At 41.5% G+C, this 13,130-nt stretch carries 11 protein-coding genes and 1 other RNA gene; 5 read left to right on the forward strand and 7 right to left on the reverse strand.

Annotation, left to right across the window (positions count from 1 at the left end; translation table 11 throughout):
* Positions 1-36 precede the first annotated feature (36 nt).
* Together desK and desR are read left to right on the forward strand one after the other, a co-directional pair.
* A complete protein-coding gene (gene desK, locus M1M80_RS10745; RefSeq protein WP_060398818.1) occupies positions 37-1,149 on the forward strand; it encodes a two-component sensor histidine kinase DesK in 1,113 nt (370 codons plus the stop codon).
* An 18-nt stretch (positions 1,150-1,167) separates the two neighbouring features.
* Positions 1,168-1,767: a two-component system response regulator DesR gene (gene desR, locus M1M80_RS10750; protein WP_060398819.1), complete on the forward strand. Its 600-nt coding sequence runs from the start codon at positions 1,168-1,170 to the stop codon at positions 1,765-1,767.
* A 968-nt stretch (positions 1,768-2,735) separates the two neighbouring features.
* Here the strand turns inward: desR and M1M80_RS10755 are convergent.
* The 7 genes from M1M80_RS10755 to M1M80_RS10785 all read right to left on the reverse strand — a co-directional run bounded on the left by M1M80_RS10755 (position 2,736) and on the right by M1M80_RS10785 (position 8,552).
* Positions 2,736-3,599 carry a LysM peptidoglycan-binding and 3D domain-containing protein gene (locus M1M80_RS10755; protein WP_003241667.1) on the reverse strand — a complete coding sequence of 288 codons (864 nt, stop codon included), beginning with the start codon at positions 3,597-3,599 and terminating at the stop codon, positions 2,736-2,738.
* Positions 3,600-3,846: 247 nt separating this feature from the next.
* Complete coding sequence (recQ, locus tag M1M80_RS10760; RefSeq protein WP_060398820.1) at positions 3,847-5,622, reverse strand: DNA helicase RecQ; 1,776 nt, start codon at positions 5,620-5,622, stop codon at positions 3,847-3,849.
* Positions 5,623-5,763: 141 nt separating this feature from the next.
* Positions 5,764-5,950: non-coding RNA, 6S RNA (gene ssrS, locus M1M80_RS10765), on the reverse strand.
* Between the two features lie 231 nt (positions 5,951-6,181).
* Positions 6,182-6,808, reverse strand: a complete 627-nt coding sequence (azoJ, locus tag M1M80_RS10770; protein WP_060398821.1) for an FMN-dependent NADH-azoreductase AzoJ — start codon at positions 6,806-6,808, stop codon at positions 6,182-6,184.
* A 148-nt stretch (positions 6,809-6,956) separates the two neighbouring features.
* Complete coding sequence (locus M1M80_RS10775) at positions 6,957-7,448, reverse strand: TraR/DksA family transcriptional regulator (protein WP_060398822.1); 492 nt, start codon at positions 7,446-7,448, stop codon at positions 6,957-6,959.
* Between the two features lie 229 nt (positions 7,449-7,677).
* The gene (locus tag M1M80_RS10780) at positions 7,678-8,022 is read right to left on the reverse strand and encodes a PH domain-containing protein (protein ID WP_003220141.1); all 345 of its coding nucleotides are present in this window, start codon (positions 8,020-8,022) and stop codon (positions 7,678-7,680) included.
* 326 nt (positions 8,023-8,348) lie between these two features.
* Entirely contained in the window at positions 8,349-8,552 is a 204-nt protein-coding gene (locus tag M1M80_RS10785) for a DUF6501 family protein (RefSeq protein WP_003241656.1), read from the reverse strand.
* Between the two features lie 229 nt (positions 8,553-8,781).
* Between M1M80_RS10785 and dhaS the strand changes: the two genes are divergently transcribed.
* The 3 genes from dhaS (at position 8,782) to M1M80_RS10800 (ending at position 13,102) form a co-directional block, all read left to right on the forward strand.
* Positions 8,782-10,269 (forward strand): aldehyde dehydrogenase DhaS, encoded by a 1,488-nt coding sequence (gene dhaS / locus M1M80_RS10790; RefSeq protein ID WP_060398823.1) that lies wholly within the window; start codon positions 8,782-8,784, stop codon positions 10,267-10,269.
* Positions 10,270-10,368: 99 nt separating this feature from the next.
* Positions 10,369-12,267: a terpene cyclase/mutase family protein gene (locus M1M80_RS10795; protein WP_060398824.1), complete on the forward strand. Its 1,899-nt coding sequence runs from the start codon at positions 10,369-10,371 to the stop codon at positions 12,265-12,267.
* Entirely contained in the window at positions 12,257-13,102 is an 846-nt protein-coding gene (locus M1M80_RS10800; RefSeq protein ID WP_060398825.1) for a superoxide dismutase, read from the forward strand. The genes M1M80_RS10795 and M1M80_RS10800 overlap by 11 nt, the downstream gene beginning before the upstream one ends.
* Positions 13,103-13,130: the final 28 nt, after the last annotated feature.

Below are 13,130 nucleotides of genomic sequence, written 5' to 3' on the forward strand. Positions count from 1 at the left end.
ACATGTAAGATGAAAAGTTGAAAATGAGGTAATATTATGATGAAAAAGCATTTTACATTTCAAAAACTAAGCGGGATTACGCCCTATATATGGACGATATTTTTCATCCTCCCCTTCTACTTTATATGGAAAACATCATCTACATTTGTTATTATTGTCGGCATCATTTTGACGCTTTTATTTTTTTCGGTATATCGATTTGCTTTTGTCTCAAAAGGCTGGGCTATTTATTTGTGGGCGTTTTTGTTAATTGGCATTTCAACTGCCTCTATTACGCTGTTCAGTTATATTTATTTTGCTTTTTTTATCGCGTATTTTATTGGAAACATAAAGGAACGCGTTCCCTTTCATATTTTATATTACGTCCATTTAATAAGCGCAGCCGTCGCAGCTAATTTCAGCCTCGTATTAAAAAAGGAATTCTTTCTGACTCAAATTCCTTTCGTCGTTATTACTCTCATCAGCGCGATTTTATTGCCCTTTAGTATAAGAATCCGCAAGGAGCGCGAACGGCTGGAAGAAAAACTCGAGGATGCAAATGAACGGATTGCCGAGTTGGTGAAATTAGAAGAGCGGCAGCGAATTGCCCGCGACCTCCACGATACACTTGGGCAAAAGCTTTCTCTTATTGGTTTAAAAAGCGACTTGGCAAGAAAATTGATATACAAAGATCCCGAACAAGCAGCACGTGAACTGAAAAGTGTACAGCAAACAGCGAGAACTTCTTTAAATGAAGTAAGAAAGATCGTATCCTCTATGAAAGGCATCCGGCTCAAGGATGAACTGATCAACATCAAACAAATTCTCGAAGCAGCTGACATTACGTTGATCTATGAAGAAGAGAAATGGCCCGAAAATATCTCATTGCTTAATGAAAACATTTTGAGCATGTGCTTAAAGGAAGCTGTCACAAATGTCGTCAAACACAGTCAGGCTAAAACTTGCCGAGTTGACATTCAGCAGCTATGGAAGGAAGTTGTCATTACAGTGTCTGACGATGGAACATTCCAAGGAGAAGAAAAATTCTATTCAAAAGGTCATGGCTTACTCGGTATGAGAGAACGGCTTGAATTTGCAAACGGGAGCCTTCACATCGATACCAAAAACGGGACCAAGCTTACCATGGCAATTCCTAATAACTCAAAATAAACAAAAAGGATGGCTTACATGATTAGTATATTTATTGCGGAAGATCAGCAAATGCTGCTGGGCGCTTTAGGATCACTTCTAAACTTAGAAGACGATATGGAAGTCGTAGGCAAAGGTACAACCGGTCAAGATGCTGTTGATTTTGTCAAAAAACATGAGCCTGATGTATGCATTATGGACATTGAAATGCCCGGAAAAACAGGGCTTGAAGCTGCTGAGGAGTTAAAGGATACAGGCTGCAAAATTATAATCTTAACCACTTTTGCCAGACCCGGCTACTTTCAGAGAGCCATTAAAGCAGGCGTTAAAGGCTATTTGTTAAAAGACAGTCCGAGCGAAGAGCTCGCAAGCGCCATCCGTAGCGTCATGAAGGGAAAACGCATCTATGCACCTGAACTGATGGAGGACATGTACAGCGAAGCTAACCCTCTTACAGATAGAGAAAAAGAAGTGCTTGAACTTGTGGCTGACGGTAAAAACACAAAAGAAATCGCTCAGGAACTCAGCATCAAAAGCGGGACGGTGCGAAATTATATCTCAATGATTCTGGAAAAGCTTGAAGTGAAAAACCGAATTGAAGCCATTACTCGGTCAAAGGAAAAAGGCTGGTTTAAATAAAAAGGATCTTGGCGATGCCAAGATCCTTTTTGTAACCCCAGCTTTACGTGTTTCAAGGTGTTAGATTCTCTTGCGGATTGTGATCGAGTTTATATTCTGTCAGAAGCTAACACCCACTGAAAATGGAAAAAGTACGGCAAGGATGTACAGAAAATAAATGTGTTCTAAATAGATTTTTGATAAGCCGTATAAAACAATATGGTCTGGTATCGCTATTTTTGCAGCTAAAGCCGCACTTTTTTGTAAAAAACCGCTGACGACTGCTGCTGATAACGGTACTTTTAAAAGCCGTATATCTCTTGAACATAGCTGTATAGCCCCTTTGGCGTATAAAAAAATGGTGCGATGACTATCGATACAATCCCAAGAACTGCAACGAAAAGCCGCCCTGTTTTGATGAGACAAGTACATCTGCATGTTACATATACCGGGTTGTATGTGTCCAGAGTAAACATGCTAATGGTAATAGCTTAATATCGCGGCGAATACATTATGGCAATAAATCGGCAATCGGCGGAGGCTATACACTGTCAGCGTTCTCAATTCAGCCCCATAAATTGATAGGCAAGCACTTCGGGGACGAGTAACTAAAAGCGCCGATGAGTTTAAAGAAACCCTCTAAAAGAGCGCCCTTTTGTCCTTCAGCTAAATTTTTTTCGCTCCTAATGCCTGCTGAACGACCGCTTGGTTAACAGCCCTATAAATTGATTAATAGCCCCACTGCACACCTTCCGAATTGCTGATATCAATTGAATTGAGTTTTTCAGTATAGAAAGCCGTCCGTTGAGCAACTCCGCTCCCAAAGCGGCGAGCTTCCGATATAAGTCCTTCCTCCAATAAAACCTATTTATTACACGTGAAAACATCGGGACCACTTTTCTTTTATCAGCATATGATATAAACATCTCTAAACAGAAAGAAAAAAGACACAAGCCAAAAGCTCGCGTCTTTTCTCACAATCTATATGATTAGTTTAAGATTTTTACATTTACAGTTTTGACGCCCCAATTAGATGCATCACTTTTATTTGGTACAAATACGTCGATTTTATTTCCTTTAATAGCGCCGCCAGTGTCTGCTGCTGTTGCTTCACCGTAGCCTTCAACATAGACTTTAGAACCTAGTGGAATCACATTAGGATCAACCGCGATGACTTTCGCGTTCGGGTTCTTATTTAAGTCAATGCCTGTTGCCGTAACGCCGGAAATGCCGCCGTCGTTAGCAGTGTAAGCAGTAGCAGTAACTGTTAGTTCTTTTGAAGCTTCTTGATTATTTGTATTTGATTGAACAGCCTTCTCTTCTGTGTTAACAGAAGTTTCTGCCTCAGCCTTTGTTTCTTGTTTAGGTTGCTGTTGTACAGCTTCTTGTTTAGGTTGCTCTTTTTGCACAGCCTCTTGTTTTGGTGCAGTTTGAGGTGCGCTTGTTTGCGCATTCTCAGTAACTGTGTTTGCTGCTGTTGCCTGACCTTTTACTGAAAGTGTAGATCCAGCATAGATCATATCAGAGCTTAGGTTATTCCAAACTTTCAGGTTGTTGACTGTCGTACCGAATTTTTGAGCAATCTTAGAAAGCGTATCTCCCGCTTTAATTGTATATTGCCCAGAAGTGGTTGTTTCTTCTGAAGAAATGGTCAGTTTTTCTCCTGCAAAGATTTTATCAGAAGTTAACTTGTTCCATTCTTTTAGGTCCTTTAGGTTCACTCCGTTTTTCTGAGAGATTCCCCAGAGCGTATCACCCTTTTGCACCGTGATTTCTTTTGCAGAAGCGTGAGCTCCGAATGCAGTTGTTGAAAGTGCAGCAACTGCTACAAAGGACATAATCGTCTTCTTCATAAGTAAATCCTCCCTTGTTAGCTTTTTATTGGCGGCTAACAGGTGATATCGTAACACACGTAAATGTCAAATCAATAACAAAAAGATATGATTTAGATTACAGTTCCTTTACATGAAGGATTTCTCTGTGTTGGAAAGACTTGCTGAACCCTTGATATAATAGGCTTCGCAAGTCTTTTTGATTTGAACCAAAAAAGAGAAAATAAAATGTGTTTTTTATAGAAAAAAAGGTTGATTTTCTGTTTTTTTAGTCTGTCATCCCTGCATAAGCTTGTATTTCTTGTAAAAAAAGCCGGCCGTATTTTGCTCTTTTTTGTTCTCCGACGCCTTTTATAGACAAAAGTTCCTCATCATTTACTGGCTGTTTGCCTGACATTTCTTTTAACGTTTGGTCAGAAAAAACGACAAAAGGCGGAACCCCCTGCTCTGCCGCAATTTCTTTGCGAACCATGCGCAATCGTTCAAACAGCTCGTCATTTTCAGTAATCGCAACCGCTTTTAATGCTTCTTTTCTCGTTACTGATAATTCTCCTTTCAGCACATTCCTTCCTTTACTGCTGACAAAAAGAGTCGGAAATGTTCCGTCTGACATCCTGATGAAATCGTCAGAAATAAGAAATTCAATAAAATCACTGATTTCCCCTACTGATTGGTGTTTTAATATCCCGTATGTTGAGAGGTCGGAAAAGCCATTTTCAAGAACTTTTTTATTTTTAGAGCCGGCGAGCACCTGGGCAACCATCGTCTTGCCAAACCGTTCTTTCATGCGAATGATACAAGATAAGACCATTTGCGCCTCCCGTGTCACATCATGGGCCGTCCTTGTATCAGTGCAGTTTCCGCACTGTCCGCACGCGTCAGGCTCCTTTTCTCCGAAATACATAAGGATAAAACGCTGCAGACAATCTTCCGTGTGACAATAGTCGACCATTTGTCTCAGCTTTTTTAAATCCTGCTTTTGTTTCTCTTCATGTTCTGATTGTTCAATTAAAAAACGCTGCACCATAATATCCTGCGGTGAAAACAGGAGAACACATTCGCTGTCAAGACCGTCCCGCCCAGCTCGTCCAGCCTCTTGATAGTAGCTTTCCATATCTTTCGGAATTTGTGCATGCAGAACAAATCTGATATTTGATTTATCAATGCCCATTCCAAAAGCAGACGTTGCCACCATCACTTGCAGCTCGTCATTAAGAAACCTTTCCTGCTGCTCTTTTCTGACATCATCAGCCAAGCCTCCGTGATACCGGCCTGCACTGATCTGATTTCGTTTCAATCTCTCATAAATCCGATCAGCTTCTTTTCTGGTCGCTGTATAGACAATGCCAGCTTCATGTTTGTTCTTTTGCACATATTCATCAATAAAACGATCCTTATTTTCTCCTTTTGCTACTTTAAAGGTTAAATTATCACGGGAAAATCCGGTATATACCGTGTTTTCTATTTGAATATGCAGCTGTTTGCAAATATCCTCATGAACCTCGGGTGTTGCTGTTGCTGTTAATGCCATGATGACAGGTTTGTCATGTAATTCTCGGAACAAAATTTCAATATTTCTGTAGCTGGGCCTAAAATCGTGGCCCCATTGAGAAATACAGTGCGCCTCGTCTATTGCGACCAAAGGAACATCAATGCCCTGCAAAATCCGAATAAACTCCGTGGACGTTAATCGCTCCGGTGTAATGTAAAAAAGCTTATAAGCCCCTTCTTTGAGCCCGTTCAGCCTCTCATATATTTCCTGATTGGATTGTGTGCTGTTGATGTAGGCGGCGTTAATCCCCGCTTCTTCCAACGCATCTACCTGATCCTTCATCAAGGAAATCAAAGGCGAAATGACGATCGTTGTCCCTTCAAACATCAGTGCCGGGATTTGATAGCAAATCGATTTGCCTCCTCCCGTCGGCATTATGCAGACCGTGTTTTGCCTTTCTTCCGTCACCGAGCGGATCGCTTCCTCCTGGCCGATGCGGAGCTTTTCATAACCGAAATAATGGGCCAGAAGGGATTGGGCTCTATGTAACATAACGTGTAAACCTCGCTTTTCCTTGAATTTCTCCCATCATATCATAAAAAAGCGGCCTTCATTTCTTTCACACAAAAATTGAATTTTCATTATACCTACCTTTTTTAGATAAAATAAAAAGCCATTTCCAAAAAGGAAATGGCTTTCGCTACGTCTTGCCGTATGCAAGTAAGAAAGTTTTAAACCACCACTCCTCAAAGTGGGTGTTTGCAGAAACGTTCCTGTCGTCCTCTGCAATGGAGGCATGACATTCCGGCTTCGATATAAAACTCCCTATTACAGCTTAAAGGTTAAAACTTAATTAACAATACGCACAAAGTAGCTTCTTTTATATAGTACACCATCAGACGTTTTTTATCAAGGGGCCAAAACAATTGTTTAGAAAAACTTTTTCTCAGCCATTAAAACTGTTATTTCGCCATTATATTCGATCATTCGACAATCAAAAATATATCACAATAGAAAAAAACAGCCATTATAGCGAAAAGAATTTATCACTTTCTTCTATATAATATGTATACAAAAAACTCCTATCGCATGGATAGGAGTTTTGACTTGATTAGAATTTTGCAGCAAGATCTTTTGCTTCTTGTAAACCTTTTTCAACGATTTCTTGCGCTTGATCAGGTGCTGCGTTATGTCCTTCGATGACAACTGTGTGCAAGTCTTGAACACCCCAGAAACCAAGAACAGTTTTCATGAAGTTTAATGACATTTCAAGTGAAGCCATTGGTCCTTCAGAGTAGATGCCGCCGCGCGCGTTAAGAAGCGCAACTTTTTTGCCGCCCATTAAACCAACTGGTCCTTCTTGTGTGTATTTGAATGTAACGCCTGCACGAGACAGGTAATCAACATAAGTATGAAGCACTGCCGGCACTGTGAAGTTCCAAAGCGGGAATGCGAAAACAACTTTGTCAGCTTTTACAAACTGATTCAGATATTTGTCAGCAATTGCAGCTTGTTTTTTCTCTTCTTCTGTCATTTCCATTCCTTGACCAGCTTTAAATGTTCCGTTAATCATATCTCTTCCAAGGTAAGGAAGGTTTTCTTTATGAAGATCTAATTCAATCACTTCATCATTAGGGTTGTTTTCTTTATAAGCAGCTAAGAAAGCTTCGTAAAGTTTAGTTGAAACGCCTTCTTCAGCTGTACGGTCGCTTGATTTTACAAATAATACTGTAGACATTTGTATTCCTCCCGGTAAACTTTTTATATTTACTTACAAATAGTATGTTACTTTCTTTTTTACTCAAAGTCAATCACTTTATTTTGAATATGAGATTTTTTTCAAAAAAAGCAAGTACACCTAATATCGGTGTACTTGCTTATCATTTTTACTTTGAATCTTGTTCACGATCCAAAATCTCATACGTCTGTGAGCTTTTTTGATCAACTGTTTCTTTATTGGATAGATCCTTTACCTGTTCATGAAACTCTCTTTCAAATGACGGAGCATCTGTCTCTAATTCATCCTCCATATCAGCTTGAGCTTCAACTGTCATTCTTGCATAAGGAACAGCTTCGAGCCTTTCGTAGGGAATGTCTTGGCCAGTTTTTTCACACACTCCGTAAGTTCCGTCTTTCATCTTTTGTAATGCATGGTTGACCTCCTCTAACAGCTCCCGGTCTATTTCTCTCACCGTTTGGTCTGTCATCCGGTCTGTGACGAGCGTTCCGTGATCTGCCATGTGGTTGTCAACCCCATTTGAAAGCTCCCCCACTTCTTCCGTCATTGATTCTGTTTCCTTTTTCTCGCCAGACAATTCTTTTTGCATATCGAGCAATTTATGGTAGAGATGCTGTGTTTGTTCTTTTGTCAGTGACATGTGTATCCTCTCCTTTCTATCCTGTTTCCCGTTTCGCCCTCTGTCAAACATGGGAACTTGATGGAAAGTTGAGCTACTGTCTTTGTAACCGCCGGCGATGATGGTGTGGGATTTCTTTGGCACATTTTGTCCTTCTTAGTCGTGTAAACAGAACGAGCATGTGCGCATTGTTCTGTATTTATATAAAAAAAAGCCTAACCATTTTTTGAACGGCTGGCTCGTCAAATATTCAGCTGCACAAATGCTTTGTCAGCACCGCTTGAACTTCGCTTAAATCGGTGTCTTTTGCAAATTCTAATTCAAAGGTTTTGCTTCTTGTCATCAGTAAAAGCCCAGTGTCTGGATCAAACATGCCCGCTTCTTGGATCGCAAAGCTTTCAATTGTTTTATATGGAAGAAATACACGAACCTTCTTTTTAGAAAACATTTTATTGTCAAAGAAAATGATCCGTTTATTTGTAAAGCAAATTTGGTCAACCCGGAGCTTATAAATCGATTCTATTCTTTCCCCTTCAACGAGCAAAGCTTCAAGCTTCTTTGCGTCCGTTGATCTGCTAACAGAAAAAATACCCAATGAAGAACCCCTCTTTCTGCGTTTATCTATTTGTTTTATCATTCATTACATAAAAATAAGTCCTTTATCCCTATATAAGAATACGACATAGAAGACATTTAAACCATTACGAACAGATTACATTTTTCAAATTTTTGATTTGTTTTTCGTCTTTTAAGCTGTTGTCATCAAGTAATACGCACGTATAGAGAAAAAAGTTTCAATATTCAGCAATATTTTTTAAAAAGGTTTTAAAGTTTTCATTGTTTTGTTTTATTTTTCCTGTTTTAACCATAAAAAACCGCAGCTGAGCTGCGGTTTTTTATATCCTCGGCTTTATTCAGGCATTAAACCTCTTCGAAGTATTCTTTATAATAGCCGCCGACTTTATTCGTATTGTCGATCACAAATAGAAACTCCTCTGTTTCATTTTTCACTTCATATTCTTTTCCCGGAGTTAAAACGCGGTTCACGATATATTTTTTTGCGTTTGTCTGCACACATTTTACCTTTTTGATTGTTTCTTTTTCAAGCCAATTGTTATGAATCATGATGAAATCTCCTTTACTTATCTATAAGCTTATTGTAGCTTTTTTCTTTTGTAAATTGCAATATCGGTTATTCATTGATTTTGCCTTGTTTTCTATTATAGAATGTTTGTATACGCTTACTCTTACTGTAAATAACACAGCTTATTTCTGCTATTCAATCAAGGAATTAATGTGCTATCACCAAGAATCTCAAAACAGACCATAAAAATTGACTGGAGGTTTGTTACGGATGAGTTCTTTAACGATGCAAGTGACGAAAAGGCTGGAGACATTTTTACAGGGAACAAAGAAGCTTTATATTGATGGAAAGTTTGTTCCGAGTGCCTCAGGGGCAACCTTTGATACTCCCAACCCGGCAACCGGCGAAACCTTGATGACGCTGTATGAAGCCCAGGCTGCGGATGTGGACAAAGCGGTTAAAGCTGCCCGGAAAGCCTTTGACCAAGGCGAATGGAGAACAATGTCTCCAGCTTCGAGAAGCAGACTGATGTATAAGCTGGCAGACTTAATGGAAGAGCATAAAACTGAGCTTGCTCAGCTTGAAACGCTCGATAACGGAAAACCGATAAATGAAACGACTAATGGAGATATTCCGCTGGCTATTGAGCATATGCGCTATTACGCCGGCTGGTGCACAAAAATAACAGGACAGACGATCCCGGTTTCCGGCGCCTATTTTAATTATACGCGCCATGAGCCTGTCGGCGTCGTCGGCCAGATCATTCCATGGAATTTCCCTCTCCTGATGGCGATGTGGAAAATGGGTGCGGCTCTTGCAACAGGCTGTACAATCGTGCTCAAACCGGCTGAACAAACGCCGCTTTCAGCTCTTTATTTAGCAGAATTAATTGACCAAGCCGGTTTCCCTGACGGTGTAATCAATATCATTCCGGGATTCGGTGAAGATGCGGGAGAAGCGCTGACGAACCACGAAGCGGTTGATAAAATTGCCTTTACCGGTTCCACTGAAATCGGAAAGAAAATCATGTCCACCGCTGCGAAAAGCATTAAGCGGGTTACACTGGAGCTGGGCGGAAAATCACCTAATATTCTTTTGCCGGATGCGAATTTGAAAAAAGCGATCCCAGGCGCTTTAAACGGTGTGATGTTTAACCAAGGCCAAGTCTGCTGTGCGGGCTCGCGCGTTTTCATTCATAAAGACCAATACGATGAAGTTGTTAATGAGATAGTGTCCTATGCTGAATCACTTCGCCAAGGAGCGGGCCTTCATAAAGATACACAAATCGGGCCTCTCGTGAGCAAGGAACAGCACGAACGCGTTCTTTCCTATATTCAAAAAGGAAAAGATGAAGGAGCAAAAGCAGTGACTGGCGGAAGCTGTCCTTTTGAAGAAGGGTATTTTGTCGCACCGACTGTGTTTGCGAATGTTGAAGACGAGATGACCATCGCAAAAGAAGAAATTTTCGGTCCGGTGCTGACTGCCATTCCGTACGAAACTGTCGATGAAGTCATTGAACGAGCAAATCATTCAGAATATGGACTCGCGGCCGGTCTATGGACAGAGAACGTCAAGCAGGCCCACTATATCGCGGACCGTCTTCAAGCGGGAACCATCTGGGTGAACTGCTATAATGTGTTTGACGCGGCGTCTCCGTTCGGCGGTTATAAACAGTCGGGACTCGGAAGAGAAATGGGATCCTATGCCTTAGATAACTACACAGAAGTCAAAAGTGTATGGATTAATCTCGAAGATTAACATGCATGTTAAAAAAACTGCTGCCTGCCAGCAGTTTTTTCTTTCTGTAATGGCGGTAAATGACGCTGAATATATATGCTTCTGAAGGAGTTGAGCGTGATGGGCACACTTCAGGAGAAAGTGAGGCGTTATCAAAAGAAAACCATTGCAGAGTTAAGAGACAGGCAAAACGCTGACGGTTCGTGGACATTTTGCTTTGAAGGACCAATCATGACAAATTCCTTTTTTATTTTGCTCCTCACCTCACTTGATGATGGGGAGAATGAAAAAGAACTGATATCAGCGCTGGCAGCGGGCATTCGCGAAAAACAGCAGTCCGACGGCACATTTATCAATTATCCCGATGAAACGAGTGGAAATATAACGGCTACCGTCCAAGGATATGTCGGGATGCTGGCTTCAGGATGTTTTCACAGATCTGACCCGCACATGAGGAAAGCTGAACAATTTATCATTTCACATGGCGGCCTGAAACATGTTCATTTCATGACAAAATGGATGCTTGCCGCGAACGGGCTGTACCCTTGGCCTGTTTTGTATTTACCATTATCACTCATGGCGCTCCCCCCAACATTACCGGTTCATTTCTATCAGTTCAGCGCATATGCCCGAATTCATTTTGCTCCTATGGCTGTAACACTCAACCAGCGATTTGCTCTTAAAAACCGCAATATTCCATCTCTTCATCATCTCGATCCGCACATGACAAAAAACCCTTTCACTTGGCTTCGATCCGATGCTTTTGAAGAAAGAGATCTCACGTCTATATTGTCACATTGGAAACGCATTTTTCATGCACCATTTGCTTTTCAGCAGCTGGGCTTACAGACAGCTAAAACGTATATGCTGGACCGGATTGAAAAAGACGGAACATTATACAGCTATGCGAGCGCAACCATATTTATGGTTTACAGCCTTCTATCACTTGGCGTGTCGCGCCACTCTTCTATCATTAGGAGGGCAATTAAAGGCATCAAATCGCTAGTGACAGAGTGCAGCCGGATTCCTTATCTTGAAAACTCTACTTCAACTGTTTGGGATACTGCTCTGATCAGCTATGCCCTTCAAAAAAACAGCGTAACCGAAACAGACAGCTCTATTACAAAAGCATCCGCCTTTTTGCTAGAACGACAGCATACCAAAATAGCAGATTGGTCTGTCAAAAATCCGGACGTACCTCCCGGCGGCTGGGGATTTTCAAACATCAATACAAATAACCCTGACTGTGACGACACTGCAGCCGTATTAAAAGCGATACCCCGCAGTTATTCTCCTTCAGCTTGGGAGCGAGGATTGTCTTGGCTTTTATCAATGCAAAACAATGACGGCGGATTTTCTGCTTTTGAAAAAAATGTGAACCATCCTCTGATCCGTCTTCTCCCGCTTGAATCCGCCGAGGATGCGGCAGTTGACCCTTCAACCGCCGACCTCACCGGACGTGTGTTGCACTTTTTAGGCGAGAAAGCCGGTTTTACAGAGAAACATCAACATATTCAGCGCGCTGTGAACTGGCTTTTTGAACATCAAGAACAAAATGGGTCTTGGTACGGGAGATGGGGGGTTTGCTACATTTACGGCACATGGGCTGCTCTTACAGGTTTGCATGCCTGCGGGGTTAACCGAAAGCACCCTGCTATACAAGAGGCCCTGCGCTGGCTCAAGTCTATACAGCTTGATGACGGCAGCTGGGGAGAATCCTGCAAAAGCGCTGAAATCAAAACGTACGTATCGCTGCATAGAGGAACCATTGTACAAACGTCCTGGGCTTTAGACGCTTTGCTCACTTACGAAAATCCCGAACACCCATCTATTGTGAAAGGTATGCAATACCTTACTGACAGTAGTTCTCATGGCGCCGATAGTCTGGCCTATCCAGCAGGAATCGGATTGCCAAAGCAATTTTATATCCGCTATCACAGCTATCCATATGTATTCTCTTTGCTGGCTGTCGGGAAGTATTTGAATGCTATTGAAAAGGAGACAGCAAATGAAACGTGAATCTTATCAAACGGAGATGTTCAATTGGTGTGAAGCCCTGAAGGATCAGATTCAAAAACGAGGACAGCTTGATCAGTTTGAAGATCAAATCGACAAGATGATTGAAGCACTGGAAGATGATCAAACAACAGAAGAAGATTGGTATAATCAGGCTGCTGCCCTTTATCGGGATATTACAGAATCAGAGGATACAAGTGAGAGACGCGCTTATGTCCCTATAGGGAAACATGTGCTGCCAAAGCTTCCGTACAAATATTCCGCCTTAGAGCCTTATATTTCACGCGAGATTATGGTCCTTCATCATACGAAGCATCATCAAAGCTATGTTGACGGTCTGAACAAAGCAGAATTAGAGCTTAAGAAAGCGAGAGCATCAAAGAATTTTGATTTGGTCACTCATTGGGAAAGAGAACTTGCATTCCATGGAGCAGGCCATTATTTGCACAGTATTTTCTGGTTTTCAATGCATCCAAACGGAAAAAGGCGTCCTACGGGCGCATTGTTCCAGATGATTGATCTTTCATTTGGAAGCTATTCCGCTTTTAAAGAACATTTCACGCAGGCCGCTAAAAAAGTAGAAGGTGTCGGCTGGGCCATTTTGGTCTGGGCACCTCGATCGGGACGGTTGGAGATTTTAACGGCAGAAAAGCACCAGCATTTCAGCCAATGGGATGTGATCCCTCTTTTACCGCTTGATGTATGGGAACATGCCTACTATTTGCAATATAAAAATGACCGGGCGAGCTACGTTGATCATTGGTGGAATGTCGTGGATTGGCGCGAGGCAGAAAAACGTTTTGAGCAAGCAAAAGAAGTTGTTTGGAAACTCTATTAAAAAAAGCCCCCTTTTCCCGGGGGCTTCT

Source organism: Bacillus inaquosorum (assembly GCF_023238325.1).
Classification (GTDB): domain Bacteria; phylum Bacillota; class Bacilli; order Bacillales; family Bacillaceae; genus Bacillus; species Bacillus inaquosorum.

Coding starts and splice junctions, on each gene's coding strand:
- M1M80_RS10795 (WP_060398824.1), top strand. CDS start 10,369: ATGGGCACACTTCAGGAGAAAGTGAGGCGTTATCAAAAGAAAACCATT.
- azoJ (WP_060398821.1), bottom strand. CDS start 6,808: ATGTCTACAGTATTATTTGTAAAATCAAGCGACCGTACAGCTGAAGAA.
- M1M80_RS10755 (WP_003241667.1), bottom strand. CDS start 3,599: ATGAAGAAGACGATTATGTCCTTTGTAGCAGTTGCTGCACTTTCAACA.
- M1M80_RS10800 (WP_060398825.1), top strand. CDS start 12,257: ATGAAACGTGAATCTTATCAAACGGAGATGTTCAATTGGTGTGAAGCC.
- M1M80_RS10785 (WP_003241656.1), bottom strand. CDS start 8,552: ATGATTCATAACAATTGGCTTGAAAAAGAAACAATCAAAAAGGTAAAA.
- dhaS (WP_060398823.1), top strand. CDS start 8,782: ATGAGTTCTTTAACGATGCAAGTGACGAAAAGGCTGGAGACATTTTTA.
- recQ (WP_060398820.1), bottom strand. CDS start 5,622: ATGTTACATAGAGCCCAATCCCTTCTGGCCCATTATTTCGGTTATGAA.
- desK (WP_060398818.1), top strand. CDS start 37: ATGATGAAAAAGCATTTTACATTTCAAAAACTAAGCGGGATTACGCCC.
- desR (WP_060398819.1), top strand. CDS start 1,168: ATGATTAGTATATTTATTGCGGAAGATCAGCAAATGCTGCTGGGCGCT.
- M1M80_RS10775 (WP_060398822.1), bottom strand. CDS start 7,448: ATGTCACTGACAAAAGAACAAACACAGCATCTCTACCATAAATTGCTC.